Origin of the sequence: Bacillus cereus group sp. MYBK245-2 (assembly GCF_051916145.1) — a bacterium.
Taxonomy (GTDB): domain Bacteria; phylum Bacillota; class Bacilli; order Bacillales; family Bacillaceae_G; genus Bacillus_A; species Bacillus_A pacificus.
Genome location: NZ_JBQAGB010000004.1, coordinates 37,065 through 60,409, shown reverse-complemented (window position 1 = coordinate 60,409; position 23,345 = coordinate 37,065). Strand labels below are relative to the sequence as shown.

Genomic DNA, 23,345 nt, shown 5'->3' with positions numbered 1-23,345 from the left:
TTCACTCACTTATTTTTCTAAAGGCTATGTTTTGAATAGAAAGGGTTATTCGTATGGATATGGAATTACGAAATCGTTATGAACCCATTGTAAGGCAATATAGATTGAATACGCAGCATATGGAAGAGCACGGAAGTGTGACGAAAATTTATACGAATCAAGGTCCATATGCGCTCAAGAAAATAGAAGGCAGGAAGTTAGAGCGGAATAATTTTTTGCATCATATTCAATATTTGAAGGAGAAAGGTTTTTCAAATTATGTACCTATATACCATGCGACGGACGGAAATTATATTTTAAGTGATGGTACGTATAATTATTATTTAATGCCTTGGTTAGAGCGTGCGGAAGGGAACGGCGAGGATAATGATCAATACCATAAAATGTTTCAGACTCTCGGAACGTTGCACCAAAAAACGGTAAAAGAAGAAACGTATACAGAAGAGGATTTAGAAAAACATTATACAAATATATCCAATCGCTGGGAAAATGATGGAGAGATGTTAGAAGAGTTTCTTGTAGAATCGGAAGCGAAGTGGTATATGTCTCCGTTTGAATTGCAGTATTGTACGTACTATCATCATGTAATGAGAGCGCGTGAGTTTGCAACGAAGCAATTAAATGAGTGGAACGATGCGATGAAAGAAAAAGAAACAACGCGCATTACTTTTGTACATGGTAACGTATCGCTTAATCATTTTTTATTTGATTATGAACGGAATGGCTATTTTATTAGTTTAGAAAAATCGAAGTTTGCAACACCTGTGCAAGATATTGTAGGGTTTTATTCTCGGTCGTTAAACACATATCCAATTGCGCGAAGTGATCGGTTTGAATGGTATCAAATGTATCAAAAAAACTTCCCTTTTACGAAAGAAGAACAACTACTCATGTTTGCGTATATGACGTATCCATCGCAATTTATTCGGCAAATCCAGTCTTATAAGAAAAGAAGAGAGCGGCGTAATGAGGAAAATGAACTTCTCGGAGTAAAGAGTTTGCAACAAGCGCATTGGCTCGTTAGTAATATAGAATATTTTCTTTCGCAATTACAAGCTGCCCAGCAAGGGAACGGATAAAGAAGATAAGTAGGGGATGCTACTTATCTTCTTTTTTTACTCAAAAAGCTGTAGTCTTAAATTTATCTTGACGAATAAGGTTTCGTTTTTTACACTATTGTATATAATAATTAACAATCATATAAATGCCTTGAAGGGGAAGAGTATAACAAGAAACGTCTTCAGAGAGGAGAATCATTAGCTGGGAGATTCTCTAGATAGTTATGTTAGAAGGTAGCCCTGGAGCATCTTTTCTGAACGGAGTAGTTCTCATTAGGAAAAGACGGATTTGTCCGTTATCAAATTAAGAGTATAAGCAAATTCCTGAATTTGTTTGTAAATAAAGGTGGTACCGCGATGTCCCTCGTCCTTTTTTTGGATGAGGGGCATTTTTTATTTTAAGGAGGGAAAATAATGTCAAACACGGAAAAGAATTTACCAACTAAATATGATCATATGTCCGTTGAAGAAGGCCTTTATCAGTGGTGGCTAGAAGGCAAATATTTTGAAGCAACAGGAGACGAGAAGAAACAACCGTATACAATTGTAATTCCACCTCCGAACGTAACTGGTAAGTTACACTTAGGTCATGCTTGGGATACAACTCTTCAAGATATTTTAACTCGTACGAAGCGTATGCAAGGTTACGATGTATTGTGGCTTCCAGGAATGGATCATGCGGGTATCGCAACACAAGCGAAAGTAGAAGGGAAACTTCGTGAAGAAGGTATTTCACGTTACGATCTTGGCCGTGAGAAATTCCTTGAAAAGGCTTGGGAATGGAAAGAAGAATACGCTTCTCACATTCGTCAACAATGGGGGAAAGTTGGTTTAGGACTAGACTATTCTCGCGAACGTTTCACATTAGACGAAGGTTTATCTGATGCGGTTAATAAAGTATTCGTTCAATTATACGAAAAAGGCTTAATTTACCGCGGTGAATATATTATCAACTGGGACCCGGCAACACGCACAGCTCTTTCTGATATCGAAGTAATTCATAAAGAAGTTCAAGGTGCATTCTACCATATGAACTATCCGTTAACAGATGGATCTGGTCACATTCGTCTTGCAACAACTCGTCCAGAAACGATGCTTGGTGATACAGCGGTAGCGGTTCATCCAGAAGATGATCGTTACAAGCATTTAATCGGAAAAACAGTTACACTTCCAATCGTAGGCCGTGAGATTCCGATTATTGCTGATGAGTACGTAGAAAAAGATTTCGGAACAGGTGTTGTAAAAATTACGCCAGCTCATGACCCGAATGACTTTGAAGTAGGTAACCGTCATGACTTACCACGTATCTTAGTAATGAACGAAGATGGAACGATGAACGAAAAAGCTGGTAAGTATAACGGCATGGATCGTTTCGAGTGTCGTAAAGCGTTAGTGAAAGATTTACAAGAAGCGGGCGTATTAGTAGAAATCGAGCCTCATATGCATTCAGTAGGTCATAGTGAGCGTAGTGGTGCAGTTGTTGAGCCTTACTTATCAACACAATGGTTCGTAAAAATGGCTCCGCTTGCTGAGAAGGCAGTAGCGCTTCAGCAAAAAGAAGAAGAGAAAGTAACGTTCGTACCAGATCGTTTCGAAAACACATATTTACGTTGGATGGAAAACATTCACGACTGGTGTATTTCTCGTCAATTATGGTGGGGACACCGCATTCCAGCTTGGTATCATAAAGAAACTGGTGAAGTATACGTAGGTACAGAAGCACCAGCAGATATTGAAAATTGGAATCAAGATAACGACGTACTTGATACATGGTTCAGTTCAGCGTTATGGCCATTCTCAACACTTGGTTGGCCAAATGAAGATGCAGCGGACTTCAAACGTTACTATTCAACTGATGCACTAGTAACGGGTTATGACATCATCTTCTTCTGGGTATCTCGTATGATTTTCCAAGGTTTAGAGTTTACAGGCGAGCGTCCATTTAAAGATGTATTAATTCACGGTTTAGTTCGTGATGAGCAAGGACGTAAAATGAGTAAATCTCTTGGTAACGGTATTGACCCAATGGAAGTTATCGAGAAGTACGGTGCAGATGCAATGCGTTTCTTCTTATCAACAGGAAGTGCACCAGGTCAAGATTTACGCTTCAGCATGGAGAAAGTAGAATCTACTTGGAACTTCATTAATAAAATTTGGAATGCATCACGTTTCGTATTAATGAACATGGATGACATGAAATATGAAGAAATCGATTTAACTGGTGAAAAATCAGTTGCAGATAAGTGGATTTTAACTCGCTTAAATGAAACAATCGAAAGCGTAACACGTAACATGGATAAATATGAGTTCGGTGAAGCTGGTCGCTCATTATACAACTTCATCTGGGATGATTTCTGTGACTGGTACATTGAAATGGCGAAACTTCCTCTATACGGTGAAGATGAAGCAGCTAAGAAAACAACTCGTTCTATTTTAGCTTACGTATTAGATCAAACAATGCGTCTATTACACCCATTCATGCCATTCGTAACAGAGAAGATTTGGCAACATTTACCGCACGAAGGCGAATCTATTACAGTAGCAGCGTGGCCAACAGTACGCGAAGATTTACAAGATGCAGAAGCTGCAGCAGAAATGCACCTTCTAGTTGATATCATTCGTTCTGTTCGTAACATCCGTGCAGAAGTTAATACGCCAATGAGCAAAAAAGTTCAAATGCAAATTAAAGCAAAAGATGAGGCTGTACTTGCCCAGCTTACGAAAAATAGCTCTTACATTGAGCGTTTCTGTAACCCAAGCGAGTTAACAATTCAAACGGATTTACAAGCGCCAGAAAAAGCGATGACTGCAATCGTAACAGGTGCAGAGTTATTCTTACCGTTAGCTGATCTTATCAATCTTGATGAAGAGAGAGCGCGTCTTGAGAAAGAACTTGAGAAGTTCGATAAAGAAGTAGAACGTGTACAGAAGAAACTTTCAAACCAAGGTTTCGTAGCGAAAGCTCCTGCAGCAGTTATTGAAGGAGAGCGTGCGAAAGAGCAAGATTACCTAGAAAAACGCGAAGCAGTTCGCCAACGTCTAGCAGATCTTGAAAAGTAAAATATTTTTTAGAGGCTCACTATATTGGTGAGTCTCTTTTCTTTGCGTATAATAGGAATATGAAGGTTGTCTTTTGAAAGGGGAAAGCATACGTGATACATACATACGAAGAAGCGATAGGCTGGATTCATAGCCGGTTGAAATTTGGTATTAAACCGGGATTAGAAAGAATGAGATGGATGCTAGAAGAGCTCGGAAATCCAGAGCGTCACATAAAATGTGTTCACCTTGCTGGTACAAATGGAAAAGGTTCAACGTTAACATATATGCGCTACATGTTAGAAAATGCAAAATATAAGGTAGGAACATTTACCTCCCCTTATATTGAAACATTTAACGAGCGTATTAGTGTGAATGGAACACCAATTGCAGATGAAGAGATTACTGAACTTGTAAAGATGGTAAAGCCAGTCGTTGAAAAACTAGATGAGACGGATTTAGGGGAAGCGACTGAGTTTGAAATTATTACTGTTATGGCAATTTGTTACTTCGGTAAAGTTAATTTCTGTGATGTTGTTTTATTTGAAACAGGGCTTGGAGGGCGCTTTGATTCTACGAATGTGATTCATCCAGTTCTCACGATTATTACGAATATCGGTCACGATCATATGCATATTTTAGGTAATACATTAGGAGAAATTGCATATGAAAAGGCGGGAATTATTAAGTCTGGTGTTCCGGTTATTACTGGTGTGCAAGATGAGGAAGCGCTGCAAGTCATTCAAAAAGTTGCAAAGGAAAATCATGCAAATTTATACGAGATGGGCAACCATTTTACATCGTTACATAAACAGTCTAGCGAAGATGGAGAACATTTCGATTTCACTTGTCCTTTCGCCTCTTTTGAAGATGTGCGAATTTCAATGAAAGGCAGCCATCAAGTAGGAAACGCAGCACTTGCGCTTATGGCAGTCATGTATGTAAAAACATACTTATCATTTTTAATTGAGGAAGAAGAAATAAGAACGGGATTACAGGAAGCGTATTGGGTGGGGCGCTTTGAAAAACTGCAAAGTAATCCGGATATTATTATAGATGGTGCTCATAACCCAGAAGGTATTGAAAGTCTTGTGAAAACGGTAGAATCACATTACAAAGATAAAAATGTAATAGTTTTATTTACTGCCCTTGGTGATAAACAATTGCACAATATGGTAGGTCAATTAGAAAGCATCGCCGATGAAATTATTTTTACAACATTCGCCTTTGATCGTGCTATTTCTGCTGACAAACTTGCATCGTATGCAAAGGAAGAGTCAAAATTAGTTTTTGAAAATTGGAAAGAGGCAATTGATACGAAGGTTGAAATGCTTGGAGAAAATGATGTTTTTATCATAACAGGTTCTCTTTATTTCATTTCGGAAGTTCGAAAATATATTCGCGAAAAAAACTAGATAGTCTTTGCTATCTAGTTTTTTTGTTCTACAAATGAAGTCAAATGCATACATATAAGATAAATATATAGGGTTATTTGGCGAATTCCTCTGACAAATATCTCGTTTTTTTGTGAAATGAATATGATATGATGCGGACAACGATAAGAGGTGAGGTGTGAGTGTATGGACAAGCAATCACGAACGATCTCAGTGAAAGTGAATGGAACAGAAGCGAAGTATGAGGAGAAGAAGAAAGATGAATTTGACTGGATGGTAGTAGAAAGTGAAAGGCCAAAAAACGTTGTTCCGTTTCAAAAATCGAAAGTAGCGTCTACGGAAAAAAATCGAAAGAAGTGGAGCAATACGTTAATTGCAATCGTTGCAACTGCAATTATTATTGGTACGGCGTTTGGGATGGGGATGCTACAGTTACTGAAAGGACAAGGTGCGACAGGAGGAAGCGAAGTAACAGCTTCGAAGCAGATGCGAAAGGAAGAATCAAAGGTGGGCGGAACGGTAGAACAAACACCAGCACCAAAAGAGGAAAAGACAAAAGCACAGACAGGAACGTCATTAGATCCAATGAAATTATTTTTTGTTCAAGGAGGAATCTATTCTTCTGAAGAAAAGGGACAGGCCGCTCTTGAAGAGTGGAAAGGTAATGGAGGTGTAGCAGCCTTAAAACCGAGCGGTGATAAGTATGCATTAGTTGTTGGTATTGCTAGCGATGAACAAGGCATAAACCAATTAATGACGCAGTATAAAAATGATAATGTCTCCGTATTGAAAAAGGACTGGGATATAACAGATAAAGCGTTACTTAAAGATGATAAAGAAGTTGGGGCGTTTTTAACAAAAGTACAGCCATTATATACTCATTTAGCAAAATATGCTTCTAGCGTACAAGCTAGTGAAAAAAGTAATGCAAAAGATATAAGTGCAATCGAAAAAGAGTGGAAAGCGATTGAAAAAGAAGGGAAAAGTATGAAGCAGGAAGAAGCGAAGAAATTGTATATGTACACGTCAGTAGCTGTGCAAACAGTGAAGGACGGAAAAGGTGATAAGGAATCTTTAGCGAAATTAAATCAAGTTATCATTGATGGTATACTTTCATACGAAAAAATTGTTTCACAAAAGGTGAAATAATAGGATAATGAAATGACGAAGGAAGAAGTGTAGATGCTTCTTTCTTTTCTTTTGAATTTAGAGTAAAGTGCTTTCTCTATGACAGGAATATAATCGTGTTTTAGTAAGGAAGTATTATTTTGTTTAGAGAAAATAATATTTCTTTTATTTGTGGACAAACTATTCCTTTGATACGATTGATATAAATGATTCTGCTTCATGTGAGAAAGGAAGGAGAAAATATGAAAAAAATTATTTTAGCTTCAGGATCACCTCGCAGGAAGGAATTGCTTGAGTTAGCGGGTGTGCCATTTGAAATTGTTGTAAGTGAAGTAGAAGAAACGATTGGTGCGTATTCATCGCCTTCTGATATTGTTATGTCCCTTGCCCTGCAAAAAGCATCTGCGGTAGCAGAAAATAACAGTGATCATATTGTGTTAGGTGCAGACACAATTGTTACATATGAGTCGCGTATTCTTGGAAAGCCATCTAATGAGGCTGAGGCGAAAGAAATGTTGCAATTATTATCAGGGAAAACACATGAAGTGTATACTGGTGTTGCAATTATAGCAAAGGACAAAACAGTCACTTTTTACGAGCGTACAGAAGTTACGTTTTGGGAATTAACAGAAGAGGAAATTGATGCATACATTGCATCGAAAGAGCCTTTGGATAAAGCAGGAAGTTATGGGATTCAAGGTAAAGGATCTATTTTTGTTCAACATATTCAAGGAGACTACTATAGTGTAGTTGGGTTACCAATTTCACGTCTTGTTCGGGAATTAAAACAATTTAATATTGATGTAACACATGCGTAAAATTGCATGGGATTTTCTTTGAGAGAACAAATAAAGGGGTGGAGAAATGAACGGTATTCGTGATGTTGTCAAAGAAGAACAGCCACGGGAGCGTTTATTGTTAGAAGGGGCTGGAAGTTTATCCAATCGGGAGCTTCTTGCAGTGTTACTCAGAACAGGTTCTAAAGAAGAAACAGTTTTGAAGTTATCAGATAAAATTTTACATCATTTTGATGGTTTACGTATGTTGAAAGATGCAACGTTAGAAGAGCTTGTCAGTATACATGGTGTCGGGGTTGCGAAGGCAACTCAGCTTATAGCTGCTTTTGAACTCGGTAGAAGAATGGTGCGTTTAGAATATCAAAATAGATACAGCATTCGAAGCCCGGAAGATTGCGCCACATATATGATGGAAGAAATGCGCTTCCTGCAGCAGGAGCATTTTGTATGTCTATATTTGAACACAAAGAATCAAGTTATACATAGGCAGACGATTTTTATTGGAAGTTTAAACTCATCAATTGTACATCCAAGGGAAGTTTTTAAAGAAGCGTTTCGCCGTGCAGCAGCCTCTATCATATGTCTTCATAACCATCCCTCAGGAGATCCCGCGCCGAGCCGAGAAGATATTGAAGTAACAAAACGCTTAGTAGAATGCGGCCGAATTATCGGAATTGAAGTGCTCGATCATATTATAATAGGTGACCATAAATTCGTGAGTTTAAAGGAAAAAGGTCATATTTAAGACTATGCTTTTTACTTATTTTGTTTTATAATGTGATTTATGAGTTTTTTGTAGAAAATTATCTACAAAAAGGATAAAGATATAAAAAACGTACTGTTTTTATAATATAAAGTAAGAAAAAATGAGTCCGTGAAAACAAGAAAGGAAGATAAATAATATGTTTGGATTTGGTGGCTTTACTCGCGATCTTGGAATAGACTTAGGAACTGCGAACACGCTTGTATATGTAAAGGGAAAAGGTGTAGTTTTACGTGAACCTTCAGTAGTAGCGTTACAAACTGATACGAAACAAATCGTTGCTGTAGGTAGCGATGCAAAACAAATGATTGGTCGTACACCAGGAAACGTTGTGGCACTTCGCCCGATGAAAGACGGTGTAATTGCTGATTACGAAACAACAGCAACAATGATGAAATATTACATTCAACAAGCTCAAAAATCAAATGGATTCTTCTCACGTAAGCCTTATGTAATGGTATGTGTACCATCTGGTATTACAGCTGTAGAAAGACGTGCAGTAATTGATGCGACTCGTCAAGCTGGTGCTCGTGATGCTTATCCTATCGAAGAACCATTTGCAGCAGCAATTGGTGCAAACTTACCTGTTTGGGAACCAACTGGTAGCATGGTTGTTGATATCGGTGGCGGTACAACAGAAGTTGCAATCATTTCTTTAGGTGGTATTGTAACAAGTCAATCAGTTCGTGTTGCTGGTGATGATATGGATGATTCAATCATTCAGTACATTAAGAAAAGCTACAACTTAATGATCGGTGAAAGAACAGCTGAAGCATTAAAATTAGAAATCGGTTCTGCAGGCGAGCCAGAAGGTATCGAGCCTATGGAAATTCGCGGTCGTGATTTAGTAAGTGGTTTACCAAAAACAGTACTAATTCAACCAGAAGAAATTGCAGATGCATTAAAAGATACAGTAGATGCCATTGTAGAATCTGTTAAAAATACGTTAGAGAAAACTCCACCTGAATTAGCGGCAGATATTATGGACCGTGGTATCGTATTAACAGGTGGCGGAGCATTACTACGTAATTTAGATAAAGTAATTAGTGAAGAAACAAATATGCCAGTTCTTGTTGCAGAAGACCCATTAGATTGCGTAGCAATTGGAACGGGTAAAGCATTAGACAATATCGATCTTTTCAAAACTGCTGCTCGATAATATTGCAAAATAAAAATCAATGAAATTAAGAGGGTGTGAACGTGCCACAGTTTTTCTTAAACAAAAGATTAATTGTTTTGTTAGTTAGTATTATTCTTCTCGTGGCATTGATTGGAATCTCATTGAAAGAACGGAACAGTTTAACATGGCCAGAGCAGTTTGTTAAAGACACTGTCGGTGTTGTAGAACGTGTATTCCAAAAGCCAGCGAAATACGTAGCTGGATTCTTCGAAAATGTAGAGGATGTAAAGCGCACGTATGAAGAGAATAAAGAATTAAAAGCAAAATTAGACAATTATGCAGGTCTATCAGGGAAAGTAAAACAATTAGAAGATGATAAAAAGAAACTACAAGAGTTAACGGGTAAAGATAAGTTAAATAGCGGTTATACTGAAATTCCAGCGACTGTTGTTTCTCGTAATCCAGATAAATGGTACGATTTAGTTGGACTTGATAAAGGGGCACAGCAAGGAATTAAAAAAGATATGGCTGTATTAACTCCACAAGGTTTAGTTGGACGAGTGAAAAGTGTATCTCAGTTTACATCATCAGTAGAATTGTTAAGTTCTATGAGCCGAACAAATCGTGTTTCTGCTATCGTACAAGGTGATGAGAAAATCTTTGGATTGATTGAAGGGTACGACAAAGAAAAACACTTACTTCTGTTCACAAAGATTGGCTCTGATGCAAATGTAAAGACCGATCAACTAGTTGTAACATCTGGACTTGGTGATATTTTCCCGAAAGGTCTTGTAATTGGAACCATCGTTGATGTTCAGCCGGATCCATATGGTTTAACAAAAACAGCTTATGTAAAGCCAGCCGCTGATTTAAATGACGTAGAGCATGTTGTAGTTGCGAAACGTGAAACGCCTTCAGCGCCATTAGAATAGGAGGGGGAGAAGAGATGATGAAGATTTTAAAAAGAGCAGCTCTTCCTCTTTTGCTCCTTTTTGCTTTTTTATTTGAAAATATGTTTGCTACTATTGTTCCAACAGAGGTTTTTTGGAAAGACAGTATAGCATCACCTCATTTCTTTATCATTGTGTTATGTTTTATTACTGTGTACTATAGTCCGGTCCAAGGGATTTATTACGGACTATTATTTGGTTTCTTATTTGATACCGTATACACGGAACTTGTTGGTATATATATTTTTGCGTATCCGATTTTAGTTTATTTAGTTTATAGTGTGATGAAGGTACTACAATTGAATTTATTTATTGTTACTTCTATCGTACTAGCTAGCATAGTAGCATTAGAGTATTATGTGTATGGATTTTTAACTTTGTTAGGACGTACTCATATGTCGGCGTATGTCTTTTTCACAGATCGTCTCCTGTCTACTTTATTGCTAAATGCAATTTTCTTATTGATAGTTTGTTTCCCACTGAGACGATATTTAGTGCGTCTTTCAAAAGCGATGGAAGAAAAAGAAAAAAGGATTTTCTAATTTTATGTCGAATTGAATCGGTGGGGTGAACTTTAGTGGAAGAAAAAAAGCAACAAAATGTAACAATAAAAGGGACAAAAGACGGAATAACCCTTCATTTAGATGATTGTTGTTCATTCTCTGAATTATTGAAGGAATTGGATGAAAAGCTTTCTACACATTACTATGATGGTGATGGACGCTCTTTAATTGAAGTGCATGTGAAAGTAGGAAACCGTTATTTAACAGAAGTCCAACAAGAAGAGATTCGTACGTTAATTCGTAATAAAAAGAATCTCGTTGTGGATTCGATTGAAAGTGATGTTATAACGAAAGAGGAAGCAATAGCTTGGAAAGAAGAAACAGAAATCGTCCCTATTTCCAAAATTGTTCGCTCTGGACAAGTTTTACATGTAAAAGGAAATTTATTGTTAATTGGTGATGTTAATCCAGGCGGAACGGTTATCGCTGGGGGGAATATTTTTGTCGTAGGATCATTAAGAGGAATTGCACATGCGGGGTATTATGGGGATTCAGATGCTGTAATCGCTGCATCTGTTATGAACCCGATGCAACTTCGAATTAGTGATGTGGCAATGCGGGCTCCGGAAGAGAAAGAAGACGGAGCGGAGGCGGCAGAATGTGCGTATATTAATGAGAACAATCACATTGTTGTCGATCGACTGCAACTTCTCACTCATCTTAGACCTAATTTAACAAAGTTAGAAAGGGGAATTGTATAGCTGTGGGAGAGGCAATAGTAATTACATCTGGAAAAGGCGGTGTAGGTAAAACTACAACGTCTGCGAACATTGGGACAGCCCTAGCGTTATCTGGAAAGAAAGTGTGCTTAATTGACACAGATATCGGTCTTCGAAACTTAGACGTAGTAATGGGGCTGGAAAATCGTATTGTATTTGATCTTGTTGATGTCGTTGAAGGGCGTTGCCGTTTACCTCAGGCTCTTATTAAAGATAAACGTTTTGATGATCTTTATTTATTACCTGCAGCACAAACGAGTGATAAATCAGCGGTAACACCTGAACAAATGGATGAATTAATACAAGTATTACGTCAAGATTATGATTACATATTAATTGATTGTCCTGCGGGGATTGAGCAGGGATTTAAAAACGCGGTAGCTGGTGCGGATAAAGCAATTGTTGTTACGACGCCAGAAGTATCCTCAATGCGCGATGCGGATCGTATTATCGGGCTTTTAGAAAAAGAGGATATTGAACCACCGAAACTTGTTATTAATCGTGTGCGTAGTCATATGCTTCATGAACAGGATATGTTAGATGTTGATGAAATCGTACGTACATTGTCAATCGAGCTTCTTGGTGTTGTCGAAGATGATGATGAAGTTATTCGTGCTACAAATACAGGTGAGCCTGTAGCGTTGCAACCGAGCGGAAAAGCAGCGTTAGCTTATCGTAATATTGCAAGACGTTTGTTGGGTGAGAATGTCCCATTACAAGCATTTGAACAAGAAAAGGTATCGGTATTTACAAAGGTGAAAAACTTCTTTGGAATCCGTTAAAAGCACTTCGCATATTTGCGGAGTGCTTTCTTTTTTCTTCACACGAATATCTTCCATACCTAGCTCATACATATGTACAAACTGTATACAACTGTTTCTATGTACATTAGCTTAACGAAAGAAAGGAGACAGTATGAAGAATAGACGTGTAGAAGAAATTAAAAAACGGATTGCGAAGAGGAAGGCAGAGCAAGAAAGGATGGAGGAAGAGCAGTATTTTGCTGGAGGGAATTTTGATAGTGAAACAGTCTTTATTGAAGATGGAGAAAAGGAAATTCATCCTTTATTTCGAAAAGAAGTGTTTTTCTTCAAAGTATTGTTATCAGCAATATTAGTTCTTTCTGTCGCTATTTTATATAAGAATGCACCAGCTTCTTTCGACGGTGCTAAAGCTGTTACAGAAAAAGTGATGAAAGAAGAGTTTCAGTTTGCTACTGTAGCGAAATGGTACGAAAAACAGTTTGGAAAACCGCTCGTGTTCTATTCGCCTAATGAGAAAAAAGAAGAAACGATTCAGCAAAAAGATTATGCCATTCCTGCTTCCGGAAAGGTGATGCAAGGGTTTCAAAAAAATGGCCAAGGTGTATTTGTACAAACAGCTACAAATGCAACTGTTGAGTCAGTGAATGAAGGGCTAGTAGTTTTTGCGGGCAAGAAAGAGGAACTTGGTAATACAGTTCAAATTCAGCATGCAGATGGTACGGAGTCATGGTATGCAAATTTAAATGATATGTCAGTGAAATTATATGATTATGTTTCAAAGAAACAAAAAATTGGAACAGTGAATAATGATGCGAATAATAAAAATGGTAAGTTTTATTTCGCAATAAAAAAGGACGAAAAATTTATTGATCCGATTCAGGTGATTTCATTTGATTAAATATAGAGATGTTTTAACAAAGATTTCAGTACATCCGTTGTTTTGGGTTATTATTGTCATTGGTATTTTCACGGCACGTTTTAAAGAGTTACTACTGTTATTTTGTATCGTTCTCATCCATGAACTTGGGCATGCTTTTGCAGCGGCACACTATAATTGGCGTATTAAGAAGATTCAACTTTTGCCGTTTGGTGGTGTGGCTGAGCTTGAGGAACATGGGAATAAATCATTGAAAGAGGAACTAGTTGTTGTAATTGCAGGACCTATTCAACATCTTTGGATGATGGCGGTAGGCTATATGTTGTTTGAAGCTGGTTGGCTTCATGCGGAATTATATTATTTCTTTATGTGGAATAATATAATTATTTTAGCGTTTAATTTACTACCTATTTGGCCTCTTGATGGTGGAAAAGTATTGTTTAACGTACTATCATATCGTTTTCCTTATTTACAAGCACATGAAAAGATGATGAAATTATCATGTGTTTTTTTTAGTGTCATACTAGGAGGGCAGTTACTTTGGAATAGTAACAATATTATGATGTGGGTACTACTCATATTTTTAGCGGTGTCGTTATATCAAGAATGGAAGCAAAGACGGTATGCCTTTATGCGTTTTTTATTAGAACGTTATTATGGGAACAAAAGAGGAATTGAAAAGATTGCACCGATTGAGGTGCAATCAGAAGATCATTTATATAAGATATTCACAAAATTTCGTAGAGGCTATAAGCATTCTATTATCGTCCGCGGAAAATATAAAGAACATTACACATTGGATGAAAATGAATTGCTTTATGCGTATTTTACTGAAAAACGAACAACTTCATCTGTTGAAGAATTAATCGGTTAGTGTTGACGTTAGCACTAACCTTTTATTATTGTAAAAGCAAAGAAGATTATAAAGTGAGGAAAGTATTTTGAAAACGTTATATATGAACTACGCTGGATCGGAAAAACGCGTTGCAATTGAAGAGAAGAAGAAAATTGTTGAGTTTTTATGGAAACGAAATGAAGAACAAGAGATTGTTGGGCATATTTATGTTGGACGTATCGTAAGAACGATTGCTGGAATGAATGCAGCTTTTGTAAATATAGGTTTAGAAAAACATGCTTATCTTTCGTACGATGATGTACCATCTTCTTATCATATACATGAAGGACAAGCGGTGCTCGTACAAGTTGTAAAAGAGGCAATTGATACGAAAGGGCCAAAATTGACAGCAAATATAGAATTTACCGGGAAATATGTCGTTTATATGCCATATGATGAAATGCGTGCGGTTTCTCGGAAAATAAAAAACAATAAAAGAAGGCAACAATTACTCCAAATTGAAGTAGAAGGGAAAGGAGGTTATATTTTCCGCTCAGCTTCTGAAAAAGGAGAAATTGAAGAAATACAAGCTGAAATGCAAAGGTTACAGCAGTTATATGAAGAGTTAAAAAGAAAAGAGGGCCAAGGAAAGGCACCGTTACTAGTCCATCGACCAGCAACCTTTTTAGATCGTGTATTTCAAGAGAATCCAATTGAAACGATTGAAAAAGTAGTTGTAGATACAAGAAGTATAGTAAAAGAATTAGAAGAAAAAGTCGGTAAAGAAAAAATATCTTTTTATAATGAAAAGTCTTCAATGTTTAACCATTTTGGCATAGAGCGTGAGATTGAGAAAGCACTTCAAAAAATTGTTTGGCTCCCAAATGGTGCTTATTTAATTGTGGAACAAATGGAGACGATGACTGTAATTGATGTGAATACGGGTAAGTTTACTGGAAAACAGAATTTACAAGATACAGTCCTTCGTACAAATGAAGTAGCAGCTGAAGAGATAGCGCGTCAATTAAGACTCCGTGATATTGGTGGTATGATATTAATTGACTTTATTAATATGAAAAGAAGAGAAGATAAAGAAAAGATAAGAGAATGTCTCATCGCTGCTATGCAAAATGATCGAACATATACAAGAGTGCTCGGGTTCACAGAGTTAGGGATTTTAGAGATGACACGTAAACGTAAAAAACATTCTTTACGCGACGTATTACTTGAAGAGTGTGCACCGTGCAAAGCGACAGGCTATGTCATGTCGTATGAAACGATTGCGTATGAGCTAGAGAGAGAGCTAATTTCATATGGCAATATAGAAGATGAGGCAGTATTAATCTCTGCACCTAAAGAATTACAAAAACAATTTTTGCAAAAAGAATTACAAAAAAATATTCCATTTGAAATTTATTTCAAAGATGATATGATCGAAAAGTACGCTATTATCCGTTTTGGAAGTAAAAAAGAAATTATAGAACGGAAAAAATAGTTATTAGAACTTTCATTGACAATAGTCTATGATTCATGATAACATCTTTATGTTATAGTTTATAGCACCTAAACGGCTATATGCTACAACCGCACAAGACAGGTTCCTTAAAGGCATTTATGTCTACCTCGTTTTTGGCGAGTCTTAGTAATTAAGAGGAGGTGCAAGTATGTACGCAATTATCGAAACAGGTGGAAAACAAATCAAAGTTGAAGCTGGTCAAGAAATCTACATTGAAAAATTAGATGTTGAAGCTGGTGAAACTGTTACTTTTGACAAAGTTCTTTTCGTTGGTGGCGAAAACGTGAAAGTTGGTAGCCCAGTTGTAGAAGGTGCAACAGTTACTGCGAAAGTTGAAAAACACGGTCGCGCTAAGAAAATCATCGTTTTCAAATACAAAGCGAAAAAGAACAATCGTAAGAAACAAGGTCATCGTCAACCTTACACTAAGCTAGTTGTTGAAGCTATCAACGCTTAATTCTGGTTAACATGATTAAAATTACGATAAGTCGCACGAAATTAGGAAGTATCCAATCATTTAAAATGACTGGACATGCCGATTATGCGCCACATGGACAAGATCTTGTCTGTGCTGGAACTACAGCGGTTGTGTTTGGTTCCATAAATGCTGTGGAAGAACTTTGTAATGTGCAGGCAACTATTGAACTCGGAAGTGATGGTGGATTCTTAACGTATGAATTGCCTAATGATTTAGACGTTCATACAGCAGAAAAAGCACAGATACTTTTAGAAGGATTGGTTGTTTCGCTTAAGACGATCGAACTTGATTACGGAAAGTATATCCGTTTAATAGAAAAAGTGCAGGAGGTGTAACGTATGTTAAGATTAGATCTTCAGTTTTTCGCATCTAAGAAAGGTGTAGGTAGTACAAAGAACGGTCGTGACTCTCAGTCAAAACGTCTTGGTGCTAAACGCGCAGATGGTCAAACGGTTACAGGTGGTTCAATTCTTTACCGTCAACGCGGTACAAAAATTTATCCAGGTGTTAACGTTGGTCGTGGTGGCGATGACACTTTATACGCGAAAGTTGACGGCGTAGTACGCTTCGAGCGTCTTGGCCGTGACCGCAAACAAGTGAGCGTATATCCTGTTGCTCAAGAAGCATAAGAACTCACGGAAAACTCTAACCTGAGTGCAGGTTAGAGTTTTTCTATATTAAGGAGTATCTAAATGAATAAAAAATGGACAATTATAGATGCATTGCGCCATTCAAGACATGATTGGCTCAATCGTATGCAGATGGTGAAAGGAAACCTTTCCCTTGGAAAAGTGGAAGAAATTCATAGTCTCATCGATCGTTTTGTCCAAGAAGCGAGACAAGAATCCAATCTGATGGGGCTATCAATGCCTTTATTTTCAGAGTGGATTTTAACATATAATTGGAAACAGCAGCCGTGCTTATTGGAGTACGAAGTATTAGGGAATTTACATAACTTATCTCACTTAGATGAGACTGTATGTACATGGACGAATCAATTTTTCTCAATGCTTCAGCATAGTTTAGACGTATATGTTGAAAATTATGTTTGTATCACAATTGAATGTGACGCGGAGAATGCTCGTTTCTTTTTTGATTTTCGTGGTAAGCTAACGAGTGTAGAAGAACTACAGAATTGGCTTGCGAACCAAAACAATAAATGGTATTCCATTTCTTATACAGTAAGAGACGAAGAAGTCTCAGTTATATTACAACCAATTGAAAAAAGTGTGGTGAAATAATGTTTGTAGATCAGGTCAAGATATATGTAAAAGGCGGCGACGGTGGTAACGGAATGGTTGCGTATCGTCGTGAGAAGTATGTTCCAAAAGGTGGTCCAGCAGGTGGCGACGGTGGTAAAGGTGCAGATGTTGTTTTCGTTGTTGAAGAAGGCTTACGTACATTAATGGATTTCCGCTACCAACGTCATTTCAAAGCTGATCGCGGTCAGCACGGAATGAGTAAAGGGCAGCACGGTCGTAAAGCTGAAGATTTAATCGTTAAAGTTCCACCTGGAACGGTAGTAAAAGATGAAAAAACAGGCCAAATTCTTGCGGATTTAGTAACACATGGACAATCAGCTGTTATTGCAAGAGGTGGCCGTGGTGGTCGTGGTAACTCACGTTTTGCTACTCCAACGAACCCAGCGCCAGAAATCGCTGAGAACGGGGAACCAGGTCAAGAGCGTGATGTCATTCTAGAACTTAAAGTACTAGCAGACGTTGGACTTGTTGGATTCCCAAGTGTAGGTAAATCTACATTATTATCTGTCGTATCATCAGCACGTCCGAAAATTGCAGAGTATCACTTCACAACAATCGTTCCAAATCTTGGTGTTGTTGAAACTGGTGATAACCGCAGCTTCGTTATGGCTGACCTTCCTGGACTAATTGAAGGCGCACATGCTGGCGTCGGACTTGGTCATCAATTCCTGCGTCATATTGAGCGTACACGTGTAATCGTGCATGTAATTGATATGTCTGGTTTAGAAGGCCGTGATCCATATGAAGATTACGTAACGATTAATAATGAATTAAAAGAATACAATCTTCGCCTAACGGAGCGTCCGCAAGTTGTTGTTGCAAACAAAATGGATATGCCAGATGCAGAAGAAAACTTACAAGCATTTAAAGAGAAAGTGGGAGACGAAGTAAAAATCTTCCCAATCTCAGCTGTAACGAAACAAGGTGTTCGTGATTTACTATTTGAAGTAGCGAACTTATTAGAAACAACACCTGAATTCCCAATACATGAAGTAGCGGATGAGTCTGATACAAGTGTAATGTACAAACTTGAGACTGAAGGTGTTAAATTTGACATTACACGTGAAAGTGATGGCACGTTTGTTATCTCTGGTTATGATATCGAGAAAACATTCAAGATGACAGACTTCTCACGTGATGAATCTGTACGTCGTTTCGCTCGCCAAATGCGCGGAATGGGTATTGATGAAGCGCTTCGTGCACGTGGCGCAAAAGACGGAGATATTGTAAAAATTCTTGAATATGAATTTGAATTTATCGACTAAGACTGCCGAAATACGGCAGTCTTTTTTTATCTCACTTTAATGGGCAGTAAGACCCCTATCTCAAAATGTAGCGAAAGCAAAGAAGTTAGGTGGAGGGAAGAAAAACCCCCCACTGATTAAAGGTTCACTTTATATCGTAAAAGTCTGATTTATACAGGGAAAAATCCCCACTAATTAAATTTTCAATTTATAATAGAAAAAGAAGTGGTTTTATAAGAACTTTTTATGGGGAGAAAGTGAACATGTATAAAATATTAATCGTAGAAGATGATGAGAAAATCGCGGGGATATTAGAGGAACATTTAGAAAGGTATGGCTATCAGTCATTTAGAGCGAGTGATTTGCGGCATATAAAAGATGAGTTTGTAAAAGTAAATCCACATCTCGTGTTACTTGATATTAATTTACCGTATTTTGATGGTTTCTATTGGTGTCGTCAAATCCGCACTGTATCGAATGCACCAATTATTTTTGTTTCTGCAAGAACGGGGGAAATGGATCAAGTAATGGCAATTGAAAATGGCGGAGATGATTACATTACGAAGCCATTCCATTTAGACATTGTAATGGCTAAGGTGAAAAGTGCACTTCGTCGTGGGTATGGTGAGTATGCTTCTGCGGCAGAAAGCGATTGTTTAGGTGTAAATGGACTGTTGTTATTCCCATCTCAGCACGTTGTTGAGTGGCAAGGACAACAAACAGAACTGACAAAAAATGAATTTTACTTATTAGAGTGTTTAATGAAACAAGCAGATCAATATGTAACGCGCGAAGAATTGTTAGAAGCCCTCTGGGATGAGGTAGCTTTTGTTGATGATAATACATTAACCGTAAATGTAAAACGTGTAAGAAAGAAACTAGAGGAGCTAGGCATTAAAAATGCAATTGTAACGAAACGTGGATACGGTTATGCGCTTCTTACAGAGTGGGGAGAAGGACATGAAGGTTAAAGATTACCTCATGGACCGCTTTTCTTTAATTCTTTCTTACATTGTTAGCCTCTGTTTATTTGGGCTCGTTTTGCAGTTGCAAAGTCTTTTAGAAAAGCGATCTATTGATTGGAATACATGGTTATACGGACTTTTATTAGGGATAGTTGTGTTTACTGTATACCTTATTTACGATTACCGAAAACGGAGTGTATTTTTAAGGAGGATCGAAAAATATGTTACTAGCGGAAATACATTACATGATTCCTTACTTATTGATACTTCTTATACGGCAGAGCAAGAGATGGTCGTTGAATCGTTTACGCTATTAAGACAGCAATATATGAATGAAGTTCATAAACAACATGCAAAAGAACAACAGCAAATGATATTTATGAACCAATGGATTCATCAAATGAAAACACCGGTATCTGTTATTGAGTTACTATTACAGAAGTTTGGTAAAGAGCATCGTGAAGCAAGAGCGACAGTTGAAAGTATTCGTGAAGAAAATAATCGCATACTAAATGGTTTAGATTTAGCGTTACATATGGCAAGGTTAGAGCAGTTTGCGAAAGATTATAAAGTAGAAGTAGTAAATGTGATAGATATTATTAGAGGTATTATTAATGAAAATAGAAAGTCCTTCATTCAATCGTCTGTATTTCCGAAAGTGATGTTTGAGGAAGATACTTGTATGGTTGCCTCTGATAGAAAATGGCTTAGTATTGCTATAGGACAAATTGTTGTAAATGCAATTAAGTATACAAAAATTTCGGAAGCAGAGAAAAAGGAAATTCAATTTCAAATTGAAGAGAAAGATCAAAAGGTGTTATTACATATTAAGGACAATGGAATCGGTATTCCAGAGCAAGATGTAAAGCGTATATTTGATCCATTCTTTACAGGGGTAAATGGCCGGAAAACGAGAGAAGCGACTGGAATGGGTTTATATATTACGAAGGAAATTTGTGATAATTTACATCACGGTATGTATGTGCAATCGGCTGAAGGGGAAGGGACAACATTCACGTTCCAATTTGCAAAAGATGAAGAATATCATACATTAATGAGAAAAATGACAAAACTGTAAGATAACAAAACGTTTTGTAAGGGAAATCACTCGTTTCTTTTTCTTATTTTTCTTATAGTAAATGTAAGAAGAAAACACATAGGGGGATTAGAAATGAGTGTTCTTGAAGTAAAAGGATTAACGAAGGTGTACCAATCAAAAGGTTCAGTAGCGACGACTGCTTTAAACGATATAAATTTTAAAATAGAAGAAGGCGAATTTGTAGGGATTATGGGTCCTTCAGGGAGCGGGAAAACAACGCTTTTAAATTTATTAGCAACAATTGATAAGCAAACTTCAGGTCATGTGCTTGTAAATGGGGAAGAAATTAATCAAATGCGTGCTGCAAAATTAGCGGAGTTTCGCCGTACACATTTAGGATTCATTTTCCAAGATTTTAACTTACTTGATACGTTATCGATTAAAGAAAATATCATTTTACCACTTGTAATGGCGAAGAAATCTGTAAATGAAATCGATGCAAAAGTGCTTGAGATTGCAAAGTTTTTAAATATCGAGGGCATTTTAAATAAAAAGGTATATGAAGTATCAGGTGGCCAACAACAACGTGCAGCAGCTGCGAGAGCGATCATTCATGAACCGACGTTAATTTTAGCAGATGAGCCAACTGGAAACTTAGATTCTAAGTCAGCAAAATCATTAATGAGCGCGTTGCAAGACTTACATGAACAAAAGAAAGTGACAATTGCAATGGTAACGCATGATCCAGTAGCGGCGAGTTATTGCGAACGTATTCTTTTCATACGTGATGGAGAGATTTTCTCAGAAATACATAAGGGAAGAACGAAACAAGCCTTTTTCCAAGAAATTCTGGACGTACTTGCGATGCTAGGAGGGGAATATCATGAACTTTCGCCAGCTCGCGCTTAATAATGTAAAAGGAAATTGGCGTAATTATAAAGCGTTTCTTATAAGCAGTTGTTTATCGATAGTCGTATTTTTCATGTATGCTTCCTTCATTTATCATCCAGATGTTGTAGGCGGTAATATTAGTATGAGGGAGATGATTTCAAAAGGGTTAGAATCGATGAATTATATTGTAGTCGTCTTCTCAGCACTCTTTATTTTATATGCAAATTCAACGTTTTTACGAGCAAGGAAAAAAGAGTTTGGTCTATTAACATTAATAGGCGGAACGAAATCGCAGCTCGGCCGAATGATTATATTAGAGCAACTGATGTTAGGTAGTATTGCAATTGTAGTTGGTATTGGGGGCGGAATGCTTTGCTCAAAACTATTTTTCCAAGCACTGAGTGTATTACTAAAAATTGATAAAACACTACCGCTCGTATGGAATAGTAAAGCAGTTCTTATTACAGCTGGTGTGTACTTTATTCTCTTTTTAATCCTATCATTGTTTAGTGTTTGGACAGTAGGACGCTTGCAAATTATTGATTTATTAAGAGAAGCAAGAAAGCAAAAAGTAGAGCCTTTTGCATTTACATGGTTATGCATAGTTGGTATAGGATGTATTATTGTTGCATATGTACTTAGCTTCCAAGTAACATTTATGAATTTTATCATTCTGTTTTTACCGATTGTAGGGCTGACGATAGGCGGAACTTATTTGCTGTTTACACAAGGTAGTACAGTTGTATTAAAGGCGTTACAAAAACGAAAAAAATCTTTTTATACATATCCAAATATGTTCGTACTTAGCAATCTTATTTATAAAATGAAGGATAATGCTCGTTTTCTATTTGTAATTTCTATCATTACGGCGGTTGTATCTTCAGCAGTCGGTACACTGTATGTATTCTTTGAAGATATGAGCTATAAGGCAGTAACTAGTACCCCTCATGCTATTTCGTATGAGGAAAAGGGAATACATACGCATAATGTCATCAAAGAAGGAAAAGCAAAAGAATTAATAAAAAAACACGGATTTGAAGAAGCGCGAGAAGTAACGTACGTAAAACTTCTTGGAACTCAAAAAATTACAATGTTTAACAGTGAACATGAAATGCCAATGGCGATTGTTTCAGAAAAAGAATATAACGCTGAAGTACGTAAACAAAAAAGAGAGCAAGTTAGAGAAGTTCATAATGCACCTGGTAGTGCAACGATGGTCATAACGGATATGGCGAACGATATGATGAAGATAGATCGTACGAAACCGCATGAAATTAAAATTAACGGACAAACGCAATCTGTTCAATTAAATGCCCCAACTTCATTTTCTGTTTTTAATGATAGTGAATATCTCATTGTAAATGATCAAGATTTTGAGAAATACGCAAAGCTCGTACCAGATGAAGAAAAGACGAAATATTACGGTTATTATATAGAAGACTGGAAAAGTACGGAAGATCTTGTGTTAGATTTGAAAAAGGAAATTGCACCAGATAAACAAGGGGAACTAAACAACTCAGTGCTTGCTTATAAAAATATAAGAGAATCAGGGGCAATTACAATGTTTATCGGTTTCTTTGTAGCTGTACTCTTCTTCTTCTTCGCTTGTAGTATGACATACTTTAAATGGTTTAACGATAAAGAACAAGATCGTATTCAATTTAAATCGTTAAAGAGAATCGGTATGACAGATAAAGAAATTCGTAAAATTGCAATTCGACAAATGGGCGTTATCTTCTTTATCCCAATTGTAATTGGTGCCATTCATAGTGGATTTGCTCTTCATACGTTAGGAAAAATGCTTTATCTCGATTTATGGAAATCAGGTGCGCTTGTAATTGGAGCATACATTTTAGCTTCTGCGATTTACTTTATGATCGCGCAAAGAGGATATTTAAAACACGTGCAAAGCTAGAGAAACCTCTAGCTTTTTGCCTATGTAG

Annotated in this window: 23 protein-coding genes and 2 other annotated features; all 23 genes read left to right on the top strand. The window is 37.1% G+C overall.

Going from position 1 to position 23,345, the window contains the following annotated elements; translation table 11 throughout:
* Positions 1-53 precede the first annotated feature (53 nt).
* The 23 genes from ysxE to ACTFRN_RS09015 all read left to right on the top strand — a co-directional run bounded on the left by ysxE (position 54) and on the right by ACTFRN_RS09015 (position 23,317).
* The gene (gene ysxE, locus ACTFRN_RS09125; protein ID WP_000367003.1) at positions 54-1,079 is read left to right on the top strand and encodes a spore coat protein YsxE; all 1,026 of its coding nucleotides are present in this window, start codon (positions 54-56) and stop codon (positions 1,077-1,079) included.
* Positions 1,080-1,200: 121 nt separating this feature from the next.
* Positions 1,201-1,433, top strand: a binding site (T-box leader).
* 39 nt (positions 1,434-1,472) lie between these two features.
* Positions 1,473-4,118: a valine--tRNA ligase gene (locus ACTFRN_RS09120; protein ID WP_000072228.1), complete on the top strand. Its 2,646-nt coding sequence runs from the start codon at positions 1,473-1,475 to the stop codon at positions 4,116-4,118.
* A gap of 92 nt (positions 4,119-4,210) precedes the next feature.
* Positions 4,211-5,512: a bifunctional folylpolyglutamate synthase/dihydrofolate synthase gene (locus ACTFRN_RS09115; protein ID WP_049113903.1), complete on the top strand. Its 1,302-nt coding sequence runs from the start codon at positions 4,211-4,213 to the stop codon at positions 5,510-5,512.
* Between the two features lie 165 nt (positions 5,513-5,677).
* Positions 5,678-6,640 carry a hypothetical protein gene (locus tag ACTFRN_RS09110; RefSeq protein WP_016718601.1) on the top strand — a complete coding sequence of 321 codons (963 nt, stop codon included), beginning with the start codon at positions 5,678-5,680 and terminating at the stop codon, positions 6,638-6,640.
* A gap of 221 nt (positions 6,641-6,861) precedes the next feature.
* Positions 6,862-7,437, top strand: a complete 576-nt coding sequence (locus ACTFRN_RS09105; protein ID WP_000720486.1) for a Maf family protein — start codon at positions 6,862-6,864, stop codon at positions 7,435-7,437.
* Positions 7,438-7,483: 46 nt separating this feature from the next.
* Positions 7,484-8,161, top strand: a complete 678-nt coding sequence (gene radC, locus ACTFRN_RS09100) for a DNA repair protein RadC (RefSeq protein WP_001013385.1) — start codon at positions 7,484-7,486, stop codon at positions 8,159-8,161.
* A gap of 157 nt (positions 8,162-8,318) precedes the next feature.
* Positions 8,319-9,338, top strand: coding sequence for a cell shape-determining protein MreB (mreB, locus tag ACTFRN_RS09095; protein ID WP_000466737.1), 1,020 nt, complete (start codon positions 8,319-8,321; stop codon positions 9,336-9,338).
* Positions 9,339-9,379: 41 nt separating this feature from the next.
* Positions 9,380-10,231: a rod shape-determining protein MreC gene (gene mreC, locus ACTFRN_RS09090; protein ID WP_001135480.1), complete on the top strand. Its 852-nt coding sequence runs from the start codon at positions 9,380-9,382 to the stop codon at positions 10,229-10,231.
* A gap of 14 nt (positions 10,232-10,245) precedes the next feature.
* Positions 10,246-10,791 (top strand): rod shape-determining protein MreD, encoded by a 546-nt coding sequence (gene mreD / locus ACTFRN_RS09085; protein WP_000975746.1) that lies wholly within the window; start codon positions 10,246-10,248, stop codon positions 10,789-10,791.
* A gap of 35 nt (positions 10,792-10,826) precedes the next feature.
* A complete protein-coding gene (gene minC / locus ACTFRN_RS09080; RefSeq protein ID WP_000391517.1) occupies positions 10,827-11,513 on the top strand; it encodes a septum site-determining protein MinC in 687 nt (228 codons plus the stop codon).
* Between the two features lie 2 nt (positions 11,514-11,515).
* Positions 11,516-12,313: a septum site-determining protein MinD gene (gene minD, locus ACTFRN_RS09075; RefSeq protein WP_000503311.1), complete on the top strand. Its 798-nt coding sequence runs from the start codon at positions 11,516-11,518 to the stop codon at positions 12,311-12,313.
* A gap of 133 nt (positions 12,314-12,446) precedes the next feature.
* The gene (spoIVFA, locus tag ACTFRN_RS09070) at positions 12,447-13,193 is read left to right on the top strand and encodes a stage IV sporulation protein SpoIVFA (RefSeq protein WP_000797468.1); all 747 of its coding nucleotides are present in this window, start codon (positions 12,447-12,449) and stop codon (positions 13,191-13,193) included.
* On the top strand, positions 13,186-14,046 hold the full coding sequence (spoIVFB, locus tag ACTFRN_RS09065; protein WP_074567455.1) for a stage IV sporulation intramembrane metalloprotease SpoIVFB: 861 nt from the start codon (positions 13,186-13,188) through the stop codon (positions 14,044-14,046). The genes spoIVFA and spoIVFB overlap by 8 nt, the downstream gene beginning before the upstream one ends.
* Before the next feature lie 67 nt (positions 14,047-14,113).
* Positions 14,114-15,502, top strand: a complete 1,389-nt coding sequence (locus ACTFRN_RS09060) for an Rne/Rng family ribonuclease (RefSeq protein ID WP_000855435.1) — start codon at positions 14,114-14,116, stop codon at positions 15,500-15,502.
* A 77-nt stretch (positions 15,503-15,579) separates the two neighbouring features.
* Positions 15,580-15,657 (top strand) — a sequence feature (ribosomal protein L21 leader region).
* 14 nt (positions 15,658-15,671) lie between these two features.
* Positions 15,672-15,980 carry a 50S ribosomal protein L21 gene (gene rplU / locus ACTFRN_RS09055; protein ID WP_000270908.1) on the top strand — a complete coding sequence of 103 codons (309 nt, stop codon included), beginning with the start codon at positions 15,672-15,674 and terminating at the stop codon, positions 15,978-15,980.
* A gap of 11 nt (positions 15,981-15,991) precedes the next feature.
* The gene (locus ACTFRN_RS09050) at positions 15,992-16,336 is read left to right on the top strand and encodes a ribosomal-processing cysteine protease Prp (protein ID WP_001993153.1); all 345 of its coding nucleotides are present in this window, start codon (positions 15,992-15,994) and stop codon (positions 16,334-16,336) included.
* Between the two features lie 3 nt (positions 16,337-16,339).
* Positions 16,340-16,630 carry a 50S ribosomal protein L27 gene (gene rpmA / locus ACTFRN_RS09045; RefSeq protein ID WP_000944958.1) on the top strand — a complete coding sequence of 97 codons (291 nt, stop codon included), beginning with the start codon at positions 16,340-16,342 and terminating at the stop codon, positions 16,628-16,630.
* A gap of 63 nt (positions 16,631-16,693) precedes the next feature.
* The gene (locus ACTFRN_RS09040) at positions 16,694-17,242 is read left to right on the top strand and encodes a sporulation initiation phosphotransferase B (RefSeq protein ID WP_001037006.1); all 549 of its coding nucleotides are present in this window, start codon (positions 16,694-16,696) and stop codon (positions 17,240-17,242) included.
* Complete coding sequence (obgE, locus tag ACTFRN_RS09035) at positions 17,242-18,528, top strand: GTPase ObgE (RefSeq protein ID WP_000497114.1); 1,287 nt, start codon at positions 17,242-17,244, stop codon at positions 18,526-18,528. The genes ACTFRN_RS09040 and obgE overlap by 1 nt, the downstream gene beginning before the upstream one ends.
* Before the next feature lie 242 nt (positions 18,529-18,770).
* Positions 18,771-19,478 (top strand): response regulator transcription factor, encoded by a 708-nt coding sequence (locus ACTFRN_RS09030; RefSeq protein ID WP_000276715.1) that lies wholly within the window; start codon positions 18,771-18,773, stop codon positions 19,476-19,478.
* Entirely contained in the window at positions 19,468-20,550 is a 1,083-nt protein-coding gene (locus ACTFRN_RS09025) for a HAMP domain-containing histidine kinase (protein ID WP_000864965.1), read from the top strand. Before ACTFRN_RS09030 ends, ACTFRN_RS09025 begins: the two co-directional genes overlap by 11 nt.
* 93 nt (positions 20,551-20,643) lie before the next feature.
* On the top strand, positions 20,644-21,420 hold the full coding sequence (locus ACTFRN_RS09020) for an ABC transporter ATP-binding protein (protein ID WP_000114533.1): 777 nt from the start codon (positions 20,644-20,646) through the stop codon (positions 21,418-21,420).
* Positions 21,395-23,317, top strand: coding sequence for an ABC transporter permease (locus ACTFRN_RS09015; protein WP_001011385.1), 1,923 nt, complete (start codon positions 21,395-21,397; stop codon positions 23,315-23,317). The genes ACTFRN_RS09020 and ACTFRN_RS09015 overlap by 26 nt, the downstream gene beginning before the upstream one ends.
* The last annotated feature ends 28 nt before the right edge of the window (positions 23,318-23,345 follow it).

Coding starts and splice junctions, on each gene's coding strand:
- spoIVFA (WP_000797468.1), top strand. CDS start 12,447: ATGAAGAATAGACGTGTAGAAGAAATTAAAAAACGGATTGCGAAGAGG.
- ACTFRN_RS09110 (WP_016718601.1), top strand. CDS start 5,678: ATGGACAAGCAATCACGAACGATCTCAGTGAAAGTGAATGGAACAGAA.
- ACTFRN_RS09050 (WP_001993153.1), top strand. CDS start 15,992: ATGATTAAAATTACGATAAGTCGCACGAAATTAGGAAGTATCCAATCA.
- ACTFRN_RS09015 (WP_001011385.1), top strand. CDS start 21,395: ATGAACTTTCGCCAGCTCGCGCTTAATAATGTAAAAGGAAATTGGCGT.
- ysxE (WP_000367003.1), top strand. CDS start 54: ATGGATATGGAATTACGAAATCGTTATGAACCCATTGTAAGGCAATAT.
- ACTFRN_RS09105 (WP_000720486.1), top strand. CDS start 6,862: ATGAAAAAAATTATTTTAGCTTCAGGATCACCTCGCAGGAAGGAATTG.
- obgE (WP_000497114.1), top strand. CDS start 17,242: ATGTTTGTAGATCAGGTCAAGATATATGTAAAAGGCGGCGACGGTGGT.
- ACTFRN_RS09020 (WP_000114533.1), top strand. CDS start 20,644: ATGAGTGTTCTTGAAGTAAAAGGATTAACGAAGGTGTACCAATCAAAA.
- ACTFRN_RS09030 (WP_000276715.1), top strand. CDS start 18,771: ATGTATAAAATATTAATCGTAGAAGATGATGAGAAAATCGCGGGGATA.
- ACTFRN_RS09120 (WP_000072228.1), top strand. CDS start 1,473: ATGTCAAACACGGAAAAGAATTTACCAACTAAATATGATCATATGTCC.
- rpmA (WP_000944958.1), top strand. CDS start 16,340: ATGTTAAGATTAGATCTTCAGTTTTTCGCATCTAAGAAAGGTGTAGGT.
- radC (WP_001013385.1), top strand. CDS start 7,484: ATGAACGGTATTCGTGATGTTGTCAAAGAAGAACAGCCACGGGAGCGT.
- rplU (WP_000270908.1), top strand. CDS start 15,672: ATGTACGCAATTATCGAAACAGGTGGAAAACAAATCAAAGTTGAAGCT.
- ACTFRN_RS09040 (WP_001037006.1), top strand. CDS start 16,694: ATGAATAAAAAATGGACAATTATAGATGCATTGCGCCATTCAAGACAT.
- ACTFRN_RS09025 (WP_000864965.1), top strand. CDS start 19,468: ATGAAGGTTAAAGATTACCTCATGGACCGCTTTTCTTTAATTCTTTCT.
- mreB (WP_000466737.1), top strand. CDS start 8,319: ATGTTTGGATTTGGTGGCTTTACTCGCGATCTTGGAATAGACTTAGGA.
- mreD (WP_000975746.1), top strand. CDS start 10,246: ATGATGAAGATTTTAAAAAGAGCAGCTCTTCCTCTTTTGCTCCTTTTT.